The following is an 18,370-nucleotide window of genomic DNA, read 5'->3' as shown; positions in this document are numbered from 1 at the left end:
ACATAGCATGTTCGATAAAGCAGTCGCGCAGCGGATTTTGACTGCTATCTTTGCGCCAAACAAAGTTAAAGCTTCGACGCATATCTAAGCTATATAAGGTGTATTTAGAGCAATCAGCTCACCCGCTTTTATCGCCTGCTCCACACTATGGTTACGATTTACTCGCTTAACGTTGCCAAAGCTAGTGACATAGCATGTTCGATAAAGCAGTCGCGCAGCGGATTTTGACTGCTGTCTTTGCGCCAAACAAAGTTAAAGCTTCTGCGCATATCTAAATCTGGTGTATTTAAAGCAATCAGCTCGCCCGCGTTTATCGCCTGCTCCACACTACGTAAAGGTAAGCAACTCAGGTAAGCCCCGTCGGCCACTAAAGCCACTAAACTAGGCACATGGCTATATTCTCGCCATACTTTGAGCTTGGTGATTTTGCCATGAATGGCGCCGTTAAATATGTCTCTGGTCCCAGAGCCTGTCTCACGCAGTACCCAACGCGCTCGGCTTAACCGTGATAGATTTACTTGCTCTAACTCAGCTAAAGGATGCTGCTTACCCGCAACTACGACCAGCTGGTCTTCACACCATACTTGCTGGGTAATCCGGCTATCTGAACAATGTCCTTCAATAATGCCAAGTTGCAAACGGTAGTCGAGTAAGCCTGCTATCACCGCTTCGGTATTACTGATTTGAGGGCTAATCGCTAAGTCGGGATAAGTTTTATCTAAACCGGCGATGATTTGCGCCAAATAATACTCGGCAATGGTTTGGCTAGCGCCAACACTGAGTTCGCCACTGATCACTTGCTGGCCGGCAAAGCCTTGCATAATGTGCTGACTTTCCATCAACACGCGCTTGGCTCGCGGGCGTAACCAATGCCCCCAGTGATTGAGGCGAAGACGCTTACCTTGACGCTCAAATAGCTTTTGGCCTAAGCCTGTCTCTAGCTGATTTAAGGCCATGCTGGCAGCAGATTGGGTCATCGCCAGTTGCTGAGCAGCAATACTTACACTGTGAGTTTCGGCAATAGATACAAACACCGATAACTGCTTAAGGCTAAAGCGATAAAGATGTTGCATATAAGTTTTCCTGATTGTGCGGGCCAAGTATATTCACATACTAAATATACTTGGATTTACACACAAGGATAGCTGGAGGATGTATCTAAACGCTTAACTATCGAGTTCAGCCTGAGGCTTAGGTAGGATGACATAGAAACCTTTGAACTCAGCTGCCACTTCTTTGTTATGGCACACCTGAACAGTCACGGTCATTTTGCATTTCTTGCCTTCAATGAGCGGCAGTAAACTGCCTTTCATTTGGCTCTTCTTCACCTTGGCTAAAGCATCTTGGTCAATCGCTTTACGATGTTTAATTTCCCCTTTAGCCAATACTATGTCACCAGCAAATCCATGCTCTTCTAACATCAACCAAATCATTCCCCAACCCGACAAAACCGCCTGGCTGTAAATGCTGCCAGCAAACATGGTGGAATGCGGGTTGCCGTTTCCGGCAATAGGTAATTTAGTGGTCAACTCGTTACCGGTGTATTGATGTAAACGCACACCCATTTTTTCGCTTAGAGGAATTTGTTGGTTAAACATCTGTTGTAGCTGAGTACATAGCTTGGGTTGCCTTACAAAGCGGTGCTCTGGCGACAACTCTTTAACCATTTGCTGTACTTTAATTTTCACTTTATCGAAGGTAGGATTGCCGGCAGGTTCAAAACCGCAACTGGTAAAAAAGGCTTGCGCATCGCCACGTGCGTTTACCACAATACGTTCTACTCCTTCATCGTGAGCCGCTTCTTCCAAGGCCATCATCAATAAGGTGCCTAAACCTAGTTTTCGCTGCTCAGGACACACCGCTACATGGCGAATCAGTGCCTCTTTATTATCACTTAAAAACAAACGCCCAACCGCTAAAGGTTCACCTTGGCGGTCACGAATCATGCGGTGAATACTGTGGTCATCATAGGCATCTCGTTCACTGCCTAGCGGCAGCTGCAAAGGCTTGTTCAATACTTCCCAGCGAAATCGATAATACTTATCCATTTCACCCGATGCATCCGGACAAATTACCTTAAACATGGCGGTTCCCTTCTTGCTTTGCTAGCAGACCTGCTGAAGCTCTCCAGTGTCTTACTATGACACTTATCATTAACAATAATTCACTCAGCATAGCCTACATTTATTTTGTAGCTGCTTTGCCAACTTTACATATTGCACTTAATTGCAACAATAAACCAACACTTAACATGGTAGTTAGCATGTCCATCACACTGTGGTAGTTCAAAAACCACATCAGCCATAAATAAACAAAGTAAGCCAACCAAGAAACTAAGCGTTGTTTTGGCAAGACCCTATGAATAGCCAGCTGTAGACTAAAGGCAACAGCGGTATGGGTGCTGTAATCTAAGGCTAAACGCTGCCACCATTGCCAGTAGTTATCAGCAAACATCAACGAATAGCTAATCAAAATACTCAGCAATAAAAAGCCACTAATTTGCTTAAGCTGCTGCCGAGAGTCACTGCCATCAAAAAGTCGCCATCCCAGCCAAAGCAACACAACCACTTGCAAGGGCGTGTATAGATCAGCCAATAAGGCTAAAAGTTGGTTTAACAAAAAATACTCCAGGTGCATCAAGCAAGCCGACAAGCTTATACCAATCACACTAAGTACGGGATCAGAAATATCGCAGGAAAAATATTCGAGAATAAGGCAGGATTTTTCGATAAGTAGTTATTCTACAATCAAAAATTCTAACGCAGTTATCGAGTATTTTAACCAGATAGAATGAACCGTTACTTAATACGATTGGTATTACTATTGCTTAGCATTTACATATAGAATGCTTATTCGATAACACGATATTAAAGTAGGTTGCTGCTCAATGTTCAAAAAAAGCGTAGTTTTCTTAACCGTGCTAATGGTTAGTGCTGTTGGAGGTCAATTCTTTAGCCAATACCAGTATCAGCGTCAGGTAGAGCAGCTAACCACCAAGCTCAATCAGCAACACGCTTGGTCTTACCAACAAAGCCTAATAAGTAAAGACTGGTTCACTCGCCAAGAGCAATGGCAAATAGAGGGTAACTTTGCAGACCTTGGTTTAGAGCCACAAGCTTTCACCATCATGCTGCAGCATAAAATCAGCTTTTGGCCCTTATGGCTTAGTGGCGAATGGCAAGTGGATGAGCAACAAGGCGATTACCAACAATGGCTGCAAACCAATCAATTAAGCAGTATTCCCCATCTTGGTCAGTGGCAGGCCAACTTACTTACCCAAAATTTAAAGCAATCGCTAAGTATCGATAACTTCGAGCACAACTATTCGCAGGTAGACTTAACCTTTCATCCCTTGCTGATTACGTCAAATAGCGACCTAGATTTTGCTAAAGGCACTGCCAGCCTAAACTGGCAAGGTATGGAACTAGACGATAGTTCACAAAATGGCGACCATATTCATCTACAGCAAGTGAGCGCTAGTGAGCAGTTTAGCCAACGCCAAGGTTGGACACTTGTAGAAAGCGCCAACTGGTCAATAGAGCAACTAACCCTACAGCTAGAGCAAGGCAACACCTTGTTAGATTTGCAAAACTTGGTAGTGAGTAACCAGTTTAGCGAACAGCAACAGCGGGCATTTATGAGTGTAGATAGCTCATTAGAGCAATTTAATTTTAAAGAAGCTCAACAAAGATTCACCTTGAATGAACTTGTTTTAACTTCCAAGATCGGCGGCGTTCCAATGCAAAGCTTGATTGCTCTTGCGGGGGCGAATCAACAGCAGCGCTCAGAGCAAGACTTAGATGCCTTGGTGCAAGAACTTATTTCAGAAGGCATAGAGTGGCAGCTAGAACAATTAGCATTAAAGATTAATTCGAATTTTCAAGATCTTGCCATGGTTGGAGATATAAAGCTCTCGGGCAATGCAAAACTTCTGCCCTTTGAGCTAAATGCCGTAAACAGCCCACTGCAGCTACTCCGCTATTTAGATCTGAATGTAGAGCTAGATGCCAATGACAGCTTGTTTAACTACAGCCCCTTATCGGCTTACATTATGGCGCTGCGCAACGCAGGTTACTTGGTTCATCAAGATGGCCGCGACCAGAGTAAACTCATATTTAATGACAGCGAATTTACAATGAATAGCCTACCGGTGAACTAATACGGACTTAACCAAGCAAACACAGCCAGCCTAGTGAAATTTCGCACCAAATCGTGAACTGCTAGCAAAAAAAACGGCGCACTAGGCGCCGTATAAACAGGGATTAGAAAAAAACACACTTGTGTACTGCACTACTGTTGCTGCTGTTTCTTCAACTGCTCCATAAAATGGGATTGCGCTTTTGAAGATCCGGCACGCTCTGCCTCCTCAACTAGGTTTAAGGCCCTAGAGAGGTCATTCTTTTCTACCGCTTTGCTAATCTGCTCAAGATAAAAGTTCTCAGTATCGCTGAGCATCTCTTCTTTAGTTTGGCTAGCCACTACTGCTGTAGTTGCTGTTGCTGCCGCGGCAGTGCTCGCTGACTCAGCTTTTACTGGCGCTGGCTCAACGGGCGTAACATTCTGTTGGGTTGTGCTTGCTGGTGTAGTAACAAAAGACGAACTAAACAACACGTCTGCAAAGCGAATATCTAAGTTACCAATAGGCGAATGCTTAGAGTAATATTTAAAGGTAGCTGGTAATCCTCCACCCGTTTTTTCTTCATAAACAGTTTTAGGGTCAATCAATTCGGTTCTTCCAGCAAAGTCAGTTGCCTTGCTATAAACCAGCAAGTAACGAGCACGCTTAGCTTGCTCTGGCAGCAATTCCTGCTTCATGCTGAGGAAGCCTTCCGCATTTAAGGTACTGTTTTCAATTCGAAGCACTTCTTTTAGTCTTTCATCATAGAAAATAACAGTAGGTACAAATACCGTTCTGCCAACAATGCTATCTAAGTAAAAGGTAAACTGGGTGATGTTTTCAGGAATCAACAATGCTGCGGTGTAAGAGTTTCCTTCAGGAAAACGCACTACCGGTGATTGTTCAGTAACATCAATCCGATTTGTTCTATCTAAGGCTAATAACTGGTATTGCAGTTGCGAAGGAAGTAATGGTGAAACATTATTTGACTGCAGATTGGCAGCAATTTTTGCCTCATCTACATATTGGGTGTTCCAAGTGCGAAACGGGTCAGTGACTTCAAAAGGCTTCTCATCACTAGAGCTTGAACAGCCGCTAGCTAATATACAGCCCACAATTACCGTTAATACTTTTTTCAAATTTCCACCTCTTAATTGTGGGCGCTAAACGCTTAGCGCCCACTCCTTGGTTGAGTACCTAATAAACTGTACTCAGCTTAGCTGGGTTTACCACCAAGCTTCAACCATGGCACCAATTTTTGTTAAGTCGTACTTATCGGCACCATCTGTTTTAATCTCACCCGTTACCGCGTAGAAGCGAACTACAGGACGAGACCACATGAAGTGACCCACTTGGAAGTTTTGAGACAAAGTAACTTTCCATGCATCACTACCTTTGCCGTCTTGCTCAGTAGCTTGGAAACCAGCTTCTACAGCAGTGGCCATGAACTCATTCCAGTGGTGTTGTGGACGAACCGCAACGCTGTACTCATTGTTTTCTTTAAAGTTACAGGCTTGACGGCCATCTTCACACTCAATGCGTAACCAGTTGGCGTTGTATTCCATAGCAGTCATTTCGCCGAAGTTAACTGCGCCATCTAAAAATACACCGTAGCTGTCTGCGTTAACATCACGAACATTCGACCAGTTGTGCCCCGCTGAATTGGAGATGGTTAAAGCGGCAGCATCCGTCTCGTAACGACCGGCTAGTTGGAACCAACCATTGCTTAAACCTTGACGGTATGAAGCAAAGAATTGGTGGGCAGAATCATTATCGAAACCGTCTTTTTGCGCACCGGTAGCAAAGGCATAGTTATAGCGGAACTTCAATGCACCTTGCTCACTTACTTTGATGTCGTGCCAGTTAAGCATTAACTGGTTCACTTGACCGTCGGCAGTATCAGGGGCACCAGCACCAGAACCCGCTTGAGTCCAACCTAAATCTAGTTGACCTAAACCAACATTCAGATTATCAACACCAGCACCCGAACCATCGGCACTCATCATGAAGTAATCACTTAAACCGCCTTGCTCACGACCATAGAAGCGTTTACCCGCCCATACGTAAGCATCTGGTTGAGAAGCAAAGATACCTTTACCGCCACCGTAGAACTGAGCTAGACCAATGGTATCGCCCCAAGTTGGCGAGTAACCAGGAGTGTTTAACATTACATTCATGTCAAACTGAGCGTCGCCATTCTCAAAACCTTGAGTAAGCATGAACTCCATCCAGTTACCTTCGTTACCTAGACGGCCAACACCATTAATTACACCGTAATCACCTTTGATAATTCTGATTTCATCGTCAGAAGTTTCTTGAGCATAACGGCCGTAACCAGAGAAATTAGGGGTACCAGCGAATGAGCTAAGTGAGGTTGCCGCGGACGCGACTGCAATTGCAATTGTAAGCGCTTTCATTTTCATTTTGTTCAACTCCGTGTGAATCTTGAAATTTTATTGGAAGCTTTTTTTATATATGGCCAACTAGCCATGGTTTAGCAGTATAGAGCTCAAAATAAGATAAATAAGTGACCTTCATCACTAATGAAAACGCTTGCAAATAGCTGCGATCACAAAATATACAAATTTCATACTTTCTGTTTCATGAAATATCCTTCAAATCATAGTTATTTAAAGAAAGCACTTACACAAATAAATCACTGATTTAAAAGCAAAAAATAGCCTAACAATAAAGATATGAAACAGCCATGAAACAAATGATGTTTTTTCACATCAAGAAGTTCATTACAAAAATCGAACTATGTGAGGCATATCAAACAATTTTTCCCAAGTAAACATATGCACATTTTTGAACGCTACCATTAGCGTTAACAAGCTATGTTAACTAGGCATTTCAAGGCTCTCAGTTATTTTCATTTGACCTTTTACTCTAAAATTTAAACAAGAAAGAGTGAAACAGATGTTAGCGCACACCTCTATTCGATAAGAGTTCAAACCTCATTGCAGTAAGTTTCCCGCTCCTTCAATTAAGACGAAACTCAACTAATGTTTTTTTGGATGAGCGATAGCCATGCCAAGCTAAGAAACTTGTCACGCATGCACTTGTATTAAAAGAAATAGCGAGCAAAGGCCGCACTACATATAGCTTACAGCCAGTTAGCAAGTGGGAAGAAACAACACTATCTAACGAAAAATGACAGCTTCTTTCATGGCTTTCCTATTACGAAATCTTTTATTGAAGCGGATCACTTTTTCGAATTGAGGCGCTAAACAAGCAAAGCTCAACTGTTAACATGCCATGTGAAAGCGCTTACACATCAAGGTATTTAGAGAGGTTGAACCAATGTTGCATCGTTATACCGCACAATCCAGTTATCACGGCCAAGTAAACGACTTGATGAGCCCAGGATTAGCGGATGAGTTTATTCAACCTTGGTACGTACCGCTAAGTACAACTCCAGCAGATACAGGAATTGCTTTAGGTGGTATTGGCAGCGCTTATACCTTTACGCCAGCGGGTACAACGCCGCTATTACATATGCTTCCCGGCCTGCATTTAAGTGACCAACAGCGTGATAGCCTGCGTTTAGAAGACTTCTATTTAAGCCAAACTCCGGCCGACCAGCAACAGCTGGTAATTGTTAATCTCAGTGATTTTCAGCAAAAGCAAAAATTCTTTGCCCTAAGCAAGGCTGAGCAAGTACCGCTATTTACGCCTGACATGAATGTTGAGCAACAACTTGCAGCGCTTCAACTGCTGCTTAGTGAACCAGAGTTCTATCAGTGGAATGCTGCAAACTTAGAGCGATGGAAAGTAGAACTATCCAGCAAGACTCAACAACTGGTTACAGCCGCTAAGCAAACCACCCAGCTGAATATAAGTTGGCTATTAGACTTTTACGATGGAGCCTTAGGTCTGCAGCAACAATCACAGCAGGCCTTAATTGGCGATTGGGAGTCAGAACAATACAACGATGTAGCGGCTTGGCCTTGTGAACAAATAGACTACAGCGCACTGTATCCTGTGGCTAAACAACAGTTTAGCGGCCAACAAGCGATTCAAGTGAGCAAGTACCACTACAGTCCGGTTATTCCAAACCATGAAGATTGGGCAGCGTTACCAATAAGTTATACCCGAGTGGTATTACACAACACCAGTAACCAGCCCCAAAGCTTTAGCCTAGTGAGATGCCTAGAAAACCTCTCAGGCTTTCAGGCAATTAAACAGCGCCCCGGGGTTCAAGATGCAGCATGTAGTTTGGTAAGAGCAGCCAATGCTCAGCAAGCCCATGCCACCAGCTGGCAAACAGAAGACAACCATCACTACGCCATAGAAATGAGCGGTAAAGCTAGCCCTGGCGTGGACTTTGATGGCCAAAGCTGTATCTCGGTATCGGCGCCAACACAGTGTTGCGTGAGTGCAAAACCTTATTTTTATAGCGACTCCAGTGCCCTACAGATTGCCGGTGCACTCGCCAGTGGCCGCTTTGCACAAGCGGTTGACCGCGGCATTTATAGCGGGCGCGAACTAAGCTCAAGCGCCTTATGTGTTAGCGGCGAGCTAGCCCCAGGCGAAAGTGTTGAGATCTTATTCTCGCTGGTTCTCGACTTCCCGCATATTCAATTACCCGGCTTAAGCAGCCAGAAAAAATACCGCCAGTTCTACCCTGAGTCGCAAGGCCGCGCCTTAGCCATTTGTAAGCGCGCCATTGAAATAGAACCGCAAGTGCAAGCAGCCCTAACGACGGTTAATCAACAATTAATGCCCGATGCATGCTTGGATACGCTGCCCATGTCCACCAGCGGCAAGGCCGAAACCCGCACGCTAGCGCTAAACACCTTGTCATTTTTGGCGGAAGCTACAGTATGGGATGAACAAGATCGATTCTTAGTACGAGAGTGTGCCGACTATCCATTTTTCAATTCCTTAGATGTTTACTTTTACGGTTCATTCTCGCTGTTACAGTGCTTCCCACGCTTAGATGGGGCAGTAATGCGCCACTTCTCACAGGCAGTATTGGCGGAAAACAACATTGTTCGTCGCCACCACGAATATGTAGGCCTGCTGCATGCGGACCTACCCAACAGCAAAACCGAAGGTCCTCGGGCAGTGCGCGGCGCGGTGATTCATGATCTCGGCAGCCCCTTTGATGCTAAACCCGATGCCTATGATTGGCACAACGTTAAAGAGTGGAAAGATTTAGCCCCTAAATACATCTTAATGCTATTGCGCCATTACCGCTTTCATGGCGATAAGGCTTTGCTGCAAGATTGCTGGGAAGCTTGCCAAGCAGCCATGCATTACCTACAAGCAATGGTTGAGCCTGGGCAGTGTTTCCCATTAACCCGTGGCACCGACGACACCTTTGATAACCTGTCTTCACACGGCATTTCGGTATATTGCGGTTCTTTGTGGATAGCCAGCTTAGAAGCTTACGCCTGCATTGCAGAACAGCTAAACAAAGCCAGTATTCCACAGGAATACCGCTACCTTGCGAGTCGCGCTCGTAAGCAATTTCAGGCCAGTTTATGGGATGAAAAAGCCGGCTACTTCCACTTTTATGTTACGCCTTTGCAAATTGGTGACGTAACAGAAAAACGGCGCGAGCAATTGATCACCAGCTTACTCAACAGCCCATTTTCTCAGCAGTTAAAGCTAAAGCAAGACAGTTGCTCTGTGGAACTGGTGGAAGCGCTTAACCGCTGGTTATCTACTCCTGAACTGTTAGAACTTGGTGAGCTAACAACAAGCGTTGAGCGCTTGTGGGCTAAGTACCATAGCAGCCAAACTTGGCCGATTGACGCCGAAAATCCAAAATTATGCCGCCAACTTCGTAAATTGGCGCTAGTTGCCTTGGGCGATTTTTGGCAACCCTCATGGTTAGATAAGATAAGCCTAGACAGTGATGACAGCTTTGCCGATCAGCTATTGGCCGATAGCTACTGCCGGATGTTGCAATTGCCTGCAGTCTCTAGCGAGCAGCAACAACGCAGCGCCCTAGAGTACGTTTATAAACACAACTACCAAATAAACAGCGCGCGAGTGGGAGCAGCCAATTTAGTTAGCCGCTACGGCGAGACTAAAGAGTGGGATAATTTTCAAGCTCACGATGTGTGGATTGGAGTGCAATACTCTTTGGTAAACGCCATGGCTGCCTTGGGCATGCAACAGCAAGCGGCGGATTTACTCAGCGCCTGCTACCGAAACTTGTACCTAGATGCTCGCGTTCCTTTTGCAGCACCAGAGGGCTTTAACGCCAGTTGCCGCTTTGACGCCACGCAGTTTGCCCAGCTAGATGAGCCAGCAGCAATCGAGCTTAGCAAAGCGCTTATCGAACTAGGTTTACTCTATCCCGATGGCCGAATCGCGGCTGATATTCCACGCCAGCTCAACGAATTTAAACTGCGCAGTGCCGCTGTGTGTCAACAATTTCAGTTAGACAGCCAAACGCTGTTTTACGCCCTTCACCATACCGGATTGAAGTACACCGCTGGTCGCTACTTCCGCCCTGGAATGATCTTTTCACTGCCTTTGGTTAACTCAACAACCAAATCAGAACAGCATTCAGCTTAATAATTTGAGGTAAATATGAACAAGCAATACGGTTACTTCGATGACCAAAACAAAGAATACGTTCTAACTACGCCAAAAACGCCGATAAAATGGGCGAACTACGTAGGAACTCTAGACTTTGGTGGCTTAATTGATACCACTGGTGGCACCGTAGTATGTAAGCAAGATCCGGCATTAAACCGTATCACCAAGTATATTGCTCAGCTGCCTCAGTCTGAGTTCAAAGGCTCAACCATTTACATACGTCGTAAAACTGAGCAGGGCTATCAGCTGTTTTCTCCGTTTTATACGCCGTGTTTAGAAGCCTTAGATAAGTTTGAGTGTCGTGTGGGTTTGTCTTACACCCGCTGGGTTGTGGAAGCACAAGGCCTACAAATTGATGTAAAAATCTTTGTACCACAAGGCTCTAGCACCTTATTGCAAGACATTAAGGTGACTAACATTAGCCAGCAAACGCAAGCAGTAGATGTAGCGCCGGTGTATGAATTCACCCATTTCGATGCACTAAAGCAGCTGGTTAACGCCGACTGGGTTCCACAAACCATGACCTTAAAGGCTCACGCTGAAGATAGCGGCCATGTAGTGTTAGAGCAATACGCTTATATGAAACGCGATAGCGCAGTTAACTACCTTAGCTGTAACCGCCCTGTTGATTCATGGGAAGGTGATCGCCGAGCATTTTTAGGCGATAACGAATTTGGCTCTTGGTCTAAGCCTTTGTCTTTACAAGAGGAAAGCTTAAGTAACTCTGAATGCGACCGCGGTGATAACGTGGGTGTGTTGTTGGTTAAACTGGGCGAACTGGCACCAGGACAAACAGAGCGAGTAATCACTCAACTTGGCCAAGTACCTAGCTTGCAAGAAGCTGAAGCAGACATTGCCTTATACCGCAACGAACAAGCCGTTGACCAAGCCTTTGCCGAGCTAAGCAACTTCTGGGAAAACTATCTTGATGTAATGCAAGTAGACACCCCAGACAACGCCATGAACTCTATGCTAAATGTGCACAATCCACGTCAATGTCATACCACCAAAAACTGGTCACGCTACTTGTCGCTTTACCAGCTAGGTTATGGCGCTCGAGGTATTGGTTTCCGTGACTCCTCGCAAGATTTAATTGGGGTAATGGCGCATATGCCGCAAGAGGCACGCGAATTTGCCGAGCGCTTACTTTCGGTACAGCTAGAAAATGGTTCAGCCATGCACCAGTACTTCCCACTCACTATGGAAGCCAATGAAGGTGACTCACGTGAAGAGCCTGATTGCCCGGATTACTACGGCGATGACCACTTATGGATTGTGCTTACCGTTGCGCAATACTTAAAAGAAACTGGCGATTTAGAGTTCTTAAACAAACCCATTACTTACTACAGCAAAACTCTGGAGCTGGCCGACCGTAGCCAAGGTAGTGTTTACGAGCACCTACTAAAATCCATTGATTTTACTTGGAACAACATTGGTGAGCATGGCCTACCGCTATTGGGCTTTGCCGATTGGAACGATACAGTTAACTTACCAAGTGGCGCAGAATCTTTATTTGTAGCCAACCTATTTGGTAAAGCCTTAAAAGAGTTAATCGACATTGCGTCAGCCATTGATGATAAAGCTAGTTTAAAGCTGCTTAACGGCTACTACCAAGAAATGAAACAACGAGTGAACCAACATGCTTGGGATGGTGAGTGGTGGGTACGCTACTTTACTAACGAAGGCGAGCCTATCGGTTCTCATAAAAACCAGCATGGTAGCTTGTATACCAACGGACAGTCTTGGCCGGTTATTTCAGGTTTTGCCGAAGGCGACCGGATGCTGGCAGGCCTAGATGCTGTAAACCACAAACTAAATACCAAGTACGGCATTATGTTATCGGGCCCTGGCTACAACGGCTTTGACCCTCAACTTGGTGGGGTAAGTACTTACCCACCGGGAGCAAAAGAAAATGGCGGCATTTTCCTGCACTCTAACCCTTGGGTAATGATGGCTGAAACCATTGCTGGCAACGGTGACCGAGCATTTGAGTACTACAACCAAATTAACCCGGCTTTCCATAACGACAACTTGGATGTGTTCCAATCAGAACCTTACTGTTACCCACAAAACATACTAGGTGCAGAGCACAAACAATTTGGTATGGGGCGCAATGCTTGGTTATCTGGCACCTCAGCTTGGACTTACGTAGCGGGTACCCAATACATACTAGGTATTAAACCTACTCTGGTAGGCCTAGAAGTTGACCCATGTATTCCTAAAGCTTGGCCAAGCTTTAGCGTGAAACGTCGCTACCGTGGCGCCCAGTACAATATCACTGTGAGTAACCCTCAAGGCGTTAGCTCAGGCGTTGCAAGCATTAAAGTTAACGGTGAAGCAATTAGCGGTAAGGTGCTTCCGGTATTTAACGATGGTGAACATCAAGTAGAAGTAGTGCTAGGCTAAGCCTCGCAACAAACACAAAAAAGCCAGCGTAATGCTGGCTTTTTTATTTTGTGTCATAGCTTGGAGAATATTAAGGCTGAGCTAAAGACTCTTGAGTTTCACCATCAAACAAGTGTACGAAGGTAGCATCCAAAAAGATGTCTAATGCACTGGGTAATTTAGTGTGCTCAGCCGGCGCTTCAATAATAATGTTCTGTCCACCAAGTTCGGCTTTTACATGCATAGTTGCGCCCAATAGCTCACTATCTGTGAAAGTCGCTTTGGCAGCAATCACATGGCTAGGCTCTAGCTGCTTTTCATGCAAATGAATATCGTTAGGACGAATGCCCAAGGTTAGCTCTTGGCCTTCTTGCAACTTCCCAACGAACTTCTCAGGAGCTTTAATCTCTTGGCCTGCGAGCTCCAATAGCCACTCACCCTGCACCTGCTTGGCCTTAGCTGGGATCATATTCATTGACGGAGAACCGATAAAACCAGCAACAAACTGGTTTTTAGGTTGGGTAAATACTTCATAAGGCGTGCCGATTTGAGCAGTAACCCCTTTGTTCATTATCACAATGCGGTCGGCAAGAGTCATTGCCTCGACCTGGTCGTGAGTCACGTATAAAGTGGTTACGCCCAATTTGTTGTGCATATCTTTGATTTCTGCACGCATTTTGCCACGCAGTTTAGCATCTAGGTTAGACAGCGGCTCATCAAACAAAAATAGCTTAGGTGTGCGCACCATAGCACGCCCCATAGCAACTCGCTGGCGTTGACCACCCGACAACTGCTTAGGTTTGCGATTAAGGTAATCAGTTAGCTGCAGCATATCTGCGGCCCACTCTACCGACTTCTTAATCTCTTCTTTCTTAACCCCTTGAACCTTAAGTGCAAATGCAATGTTTTCATAGACTGTCATATGCGGGTAAAGCGCGTAGCTTTGAAACACCATCGCTAAGTCACGGTCTTTTGGGTCAACATCATTCAGGCACTTATCACCCATTTTGATTTGACCCGAAGTGATGGTTTCTAAGCCAGCCACCATCCTCAAGATGGTTGACTTACCACAACCCGACGCACCGAGTAATACAACAAATTCACCATCACTCATCTCTATGTCGAAACCTTTTACGATTTCGACCTTACCGTAGCTCTTACGAAGATCTTTAAATGACAGTGACGCCATAATTATGCTCCTGCGCGTTGTTTTAGAAACTGCTGAAAGTAAGTAGCACTTTGTTTAGGTACCCGTTGCTGGGTATCGTAATCAACATATACGATGCCAAAACGCTTTTCGTAACCAAAGGCCCACTCGAAGTTATCCATTAAGCTCCAAGCAAAATAACCTTTTAATTCAACCCCTTGCTCAATGGCATCGGCAACCGCATTTAAATGTGATTGATAGTAATCACAGCGCTGCTGATCAATCACCTTGCCATCTTCTAGAGTATCTGCCCCTGCCATACCATTTTCAGTAATGAAAATAGGCGGGAGTTCATAGCGCTCATTTAGCTTGGTGAGCAAGCCAGTTAAGGCTTGTGGACACACTTCCCAACCCATGTCGGTGCGCTCAACGCCCTCTAGGGTCACCTGTTTAGGGCCATTATCGGTGGCTTTGATCACATGGCGGGTGTAATAGTTGATGCCCAAGTAATCGATGGGCTGTTTAATTAGCTCCAAATCACCCGGCAGAATGGTTGGCCACCATAGCGGCTGCTGCTGGCGAACAGCATCTGGGTATTGCCCCTCGATGATTGGCTGTAAAAACCAATGAATACCTTGCTGCTCGTCAAAGTCGGCTGCCAATACATCTGCAGCATTATTCGGATCTGCTGGATAAGCCGGAGTGAAGTTAAGCACGATGCCATGTTCGGCGCTTGGTGCATTTTCACGCATCTTAGGCAGGGCTAAGCCATGGGCTAAAAGAATATGGTGAGCAGCCTGAAAGCCAAACTTATCTTCAGTTAAACCTGGGGCATGTTGACCATAACGATAGCCTAAAAAGGCACTACATAAGGGCTCATTAAAGGTGGCATAGCTATAAACATCATCACCAAGCGCTTTGGTCATGATGTCGGCAAACTCGGCAAACTTATACGCAGTTTCACGACTTAACCAGCCACCTCTATCTTCAAGGTATTGCGGTAGGTCCCAGTGATATAGGGTCACAAACGGCTTAATGCCTAGCTGTTTAAGTTTGGCAATTAGCTGTTGGTAAAATGCGATTCCTTTGTCATTAATTTGGCCTTCTACCGGCATAATTCGTGGCCAAGCAATTGATAAGCGATAAGCATCAACACCTAGCTCTGCAATCATCTCTAGATCTTCTTCCCAGCGATGGTAGTGATCACAAGCAATGGTTCCATCATCACCGTTGGCTACTTTTCCTGGAGTGGCACAAAAGCGATCCCATATGGATTCGCAGCGCTCATCTTCTTGGTTAGCACCTTCAATTTGGAAGGCAGCTGTCGCTACACCAAAAATAAAGTCAGAACGGCGAAACGGGGACGACTTTGGAAAATCAAAAGACATACAACAACCTCAAACTGCGCCCAATGGGTCGCATGTTACACATTTTATGGGATTAAAAAGACGACCAGTTTTCACTGGAGATCGATGTTAGCTATAAATTTGAAGAAACCTATAGCTAACACCAAGCAAGGAGTCGTTTAATGCTGGGGGGGAATAATCACATTCAAACTCCTTACATATAGATAAGCTTGTTAACTAACTGGTGGGGCAGTAGATTCACGCACAATAAGCGAGGGCTCTAATTGCACACCGTTTACTAAATTTTTGTCGGCCAAATTTTGCAGCACCATATTGGCGGCAATAGTGCCCATTTCCTCAATCGGGAAACGAATGGTGGTAAGCTTAGGGCGCAAATAACGTGAATAGAACATGTCATCGTAGCCTACCACCGAGATACGCTCAGCCGGTGATTCGTTATCTCGCGACAAAATGTCATAAACACTAATAGCGATGTTATCGTTACCACACACCACACCAGTAAAATCGATACCACGTTGAAACAACTTAGCCGCCGCTTTAGTACCACCATCTTCTTGATACAAGCCTTCAACAATAAGTTGCGGATCGTATTCTATGCCTGCTTCACTAAGCGCATTTCGATAACCTTGCAGACGCTCTCGAGCATCAAAGTGCACCAATGGACCGGTGATCGAAGCAATCCGAGTATGGCCTAAATCAATTAAATGCTTGGTGGCCAAATATCCACCTAACTCATTGTTCAAATAAATACAGCGATGCGCTAACTCTGGCACATAGCGGTTTAATACAAATACATTTGGGTTGCGGGTACACAGCTCAATCAATTCGTCATCACTCATGGCTTGAACCACCAGCAATATGGCGTCAACACGGCGCGAATTAAGAAAACGAATCGCTTCACGCTCTTGCTCGATATTGTCGTGCCCACTAGTGGCAATAAGGTGCTGACCTTCTTTGCGTAATACCGATTCAATACTGTGCATCATAGGCCCAAAAAATGGGCCCGATAAAGTACCTACTACAATCCCAACACTGTAAGAGCGGTTGGTAGCCAGAGCCTGTGCAAAAGAGTTAGGTTGGTAACCCAATTTGTCCATGGCGGCCATAACTCGCTCACGATTAACATCGGAAACTTTGTTATTACCGTTCATTACTCTGGATACGGTTGCTTGCGAAACACCCGCTAGATCAGAGACTTCCTTGATTGTTGCCATTATTACTATAGCCTCTCTGTATTTGTAAGCGCTCTCACACAAAACCTTTCTGGGCACAGTCAGATTTCAAGTTTACTCGTGAAAGCGCTTTCTCTTAATATGACCGATTAAAGTCATTTGTGTCAATTGCCTTTCTAGGCAGCAAATCTGATATGTGAGCCGCCGCAAAGTTTCGATTTTATTGATGAAAATTAAACCTGCAGCCAAAAAGTCATAGGCCCGTCATTAACCAAAGATACCTGCATATCGGCAGCAAATTCACCTGTTTCAGTAGGCATTCCGCGGTCACGACAAGCGCTAACAAAGTATTCATAAAGGTGATTGGCCTGCTCTGGGCTAGCGCCTTTAGAGAAGCCTGGGCGTAAACCTTTGTCGGTGTCTGCCACCAAGGTGAACTGAGATACCACCAATAGGCTGCCACCCGCTTGCTGCACGTTAAGATTGGTTTTGCCTTGTTGGTCAGCAAAAATACGGTATTTAATTACTTTTTCACAAAGCTTGGTGGCCTTTGCTTGGTCATCACCTTGCTCAACACCCAACAACACTAATAAGCCAGGTCCTATTTCACCAATAGTTTGATCAGACACATACACGCTGGCTTGTGTCACCCGTTGAATCAACGCAATCATTCAGACTCCTCAATGATACTACTGCTATCTTGTACTTGTTGGCCCTCGGTAAATTCGCCTAAAGCGGCGGTAATTTCGGCGCCAATTAACACCACTATCCAACTCACATATACCCATACAAATAAAATGGGTATGGTGGCGAGAGCACCATAAATAACTTGGTAGGAAGGGAATGAGGCAACATAGAAAGCAAAACCTCGTTTACCCAGTTCAAACAACAAGGCCGCCACCACAGCGCCACTTAAACCATGGACAAAGCGGATCGACTTATTTGGCACCAGCAAATACAGCAAACAAAATGCCCCGACAGAAAATAACAAGGGCACCGTGCGAAGCATTTTATTCCATATACCTAACAATGTTTCATCGGCAAACAATTGCATGGAGAAGATGTAAGAACTTAGCGCCAAGCTGCCGCCCATTAACAAGGGGCCTAAAGTTAGAATCATCCAATACATAGGAAAAGCACTACGCCAACGGCGTTTTTCCTCAACCCGCCAAATCATATTCAGGCTCTTATCAATCGCCGAAATGAGCATTAAGGCCACTACGGCTAAAGCTGCGATACCAACCGCTGTCATTTTTGAGGCGTTTTCAACAAAGCCGCGCAAGCTCTGCTTCACCACTTCACCAGAGGCCGGTACAAAGTTACTAAACACAAAATCTTCGATTAAGGTTTGAAAGCCGGAAAATACTGGGAAGGCGCTAATAATTGAAAACGTTACTGCTACTAAAGGCACCAAAGAGAGCAAGGTAACGTAAGCTAATGAGCCGGCAATCATGGTCAGTTTTTCTTGTTTTATCCGCTCAAACAAGAAAAGCGCAAACGCTTTGCTTTGCTGGAAAAGCGCTTGCCAATTAGGCGTGTTTTTCTGCCCACTCATGATTCATTTCACTCCTTTGCATTATCTCGCTAAAGGATGAACTAGTTAATGACGCAACTCAAGTTTAAC

General features: G+C 45.1%; 13 protein-coding genes. 3 read left to right on the top strand and 10 right to left on the bottom strand.

The genetic code is table 11. The features are described 5' to 3' along the window. Positions 1-158: 158 nt before the first annotated feature. The 3 genes from OV592_RS01250 to OV592_RS01240 all read right to left on the bottom strand — a co-directional run bounded on the left by OV592_RS01250 (position 159) and on the right by OV592_RS01240 (position 2,619). Complete coding sequence (locus OV592_RS01250; RefSeq protein ID WP_406610137.1) at positions 159-1,073, bottom strand: LysR substrate-binding domain-containing protein; 915 nt, start codon at positions 1,071-1,073, stop codon at positions 159-161. Between the two features lie 93 nt (positions 1,074-1,166). Then, entirely contained in the window at positions 1,167-2,084 is a 918-nt protein-coding gene (locus OV592_RS01245; RefSeq protein WP_406610136.1) for a YiiD C-terminal domain-containing protein, read from the bottom strand. A 100-nt stretch (positions 2,085-2,184) separates the two neighbouring features. After that, positions 2,185-2,619, bottom strand: a complete 435-nt coding sequence (locus OV592_RS01240; RefSeq protein WP_406610135.1) for a hypothetical protein — start codon at positions 2,617-2,619, stop codon at positions 2,185-2,187. A 268-nt stretch (positions 2,620-2,887) separates the two neighbouring features. Between OV592_RS01240 and OV592_RS01235 the strand changes: the two genes are divergently transcribed. Continuing rightward, on the top strand, positions 2,888-4,159 hold the full coding sequence (locus OV592_RS01235) for a hypothetical protein (protein WP_406610134.1): 1,272 nt from the start codon (positions 2,888-2,890) through the stop codon (positions 4,157-4,159). Between the two features lie 131 nt (positions 4,160-4,290). Here OV592_RS01235 and OV592_RS01230 read toward each other — a convergent pair whose 3' ends face one another. Together OV592_RS01230 and OV592_RS01225 are read right to left on the bottom strand one after the other, a co-directional pair. Then, a complete protein-coding gene (locus OV592_RS01230) occupies positions 4,291-5,256 on the bottom strand; it encodes a MalM family protein (protein ID WP_406610133.1) in 966 nt (321 codons plus the stop codon). An 87-nt stretch (positions 5,257-5,343) separates the two neighbouring features. Further along, complete coding sequence (locus OV592_RS01225; RefSeq protein ID WP_152783754.1) at positions 5,344-6,540, bottom strand: carbohydrate porin; 1,197 nt, start codon at positions 6,538-6,540, stop codon at positions 5,344-5,346. A gap of 880 nt (positions 6,541-7,420) precedes the next feature. Here OV592_RS01225 and OV592_RS01220 point away from each other — a divergent pair. Next, positions 7,421-10,651: a GH116 family glycosyl hydrolase gene (locus OV592_RS01220; protein WP_406610132.1), complete on the top strand. Its 3,231-nt coding sequence runs from the start codon at positions 7,421-7,423 to the stop codon at positions 10,649-10,651. 15 nt (positions 10,652-10,666) lie between these two features. Further along, the gene (locus OV592_RS01215; RefSeq protein WP_406610131.1) at positions 10,667-13,081 is read left to right on the top strand and encodes a GH36-type glycosyl hydrolase domain-containing protein; all 2,415 of its coding nucleotides are present in this window, start codon (positions 10,667-10,669) and stop codon (positions 13,079-13,081) included. A gap of 70 nt (positions 13,082-13,151) precedes the next feature. On the opposite strand, the gene OV592_RS01210 is transcribed toward OV592_RS01215, so the two are convergent. The 5 genes from OV592_RS01210 to OV592_RS01190 form a co-directional block, all read right to left on the bottom strand. Beyond that, positions 13,152-14,249, bottom strand: a complete 1,098-nt coding sequence (locus OV592_RS01210; protein ID WP_406610130.1) for an ABC transporter ATP-binding protein — start codon at positions 14,247-14,249, stop codon at positions 13,152-13,154. A gap of 2 nt (positions 14,250-14,251) precedes the next feature. Then, positions 14,252-15,595 carry a GH1 family beta-glucosidase gene (locus OV592_RS01205; protein ID WP_152783762.1) on the bottom strand — a complete coding sequence of 448 codons (1,344 nt, stop codon included), beginning with the start codon at positions 15,593-15,595 and terminating at the stop codon, positions 14,252-14,254. Between the two features lie 191 nt (positions 15,596-15,786). Further along, positions 15,787-16,788, bottom strand: a complete 1,002-nt coding sequence (locus OV592_RS01200; protein WP_016399887.1) for a LacI family DNA-binding transcriptional regulator — start codon at positions 16,786-16,788, stop codon at positions 15,787-15,789. Positions 16,789-16,979: 191 nt separating this feature from the next. Further along, positions 16,980-17,417, bottom strand: a complete 438-nt coding sequence (gene dtd, locus OV592_RS01195) for a D-aminoacyl-tRNA deacylase (protein ID WP_406610129.1) — start codon at positions 17,415-17,417, stop codon at positions 16,980-16,982. After that, positions 17,414-18,301, bottom strand: a complete 888-nt coding sequence (locus OV592_RS01190) for a virulence factor BrkB family protein (RefSeq protein WP_338623238.1) — start codon at positions 18,299-18,301, stop codon at positions 17,414-17,416. Before OV592_RS01190 ends, dtd begins: the two co-directional genes overlap by 4 nt. Positions 18,302-18,370: the final 69 nt, after the last annotated feature.

Origin of the sequence: Agarivorans sp. JK6 (assembly GCF_045277145.1) — a bacterium.
GTDB classification, from domain to species: Bacteria; Pseudomonadota; Gammaproteobacteria; order Enterobacterales; family Celerinatantimonadaceae; genus Agarivorans; species Agarivorans albus.
The sequence above is the reverse complement of the archived record's forward strand: the minus strand, read 5'-3'. Positions and strand labels throughout refer to the sequence as shown.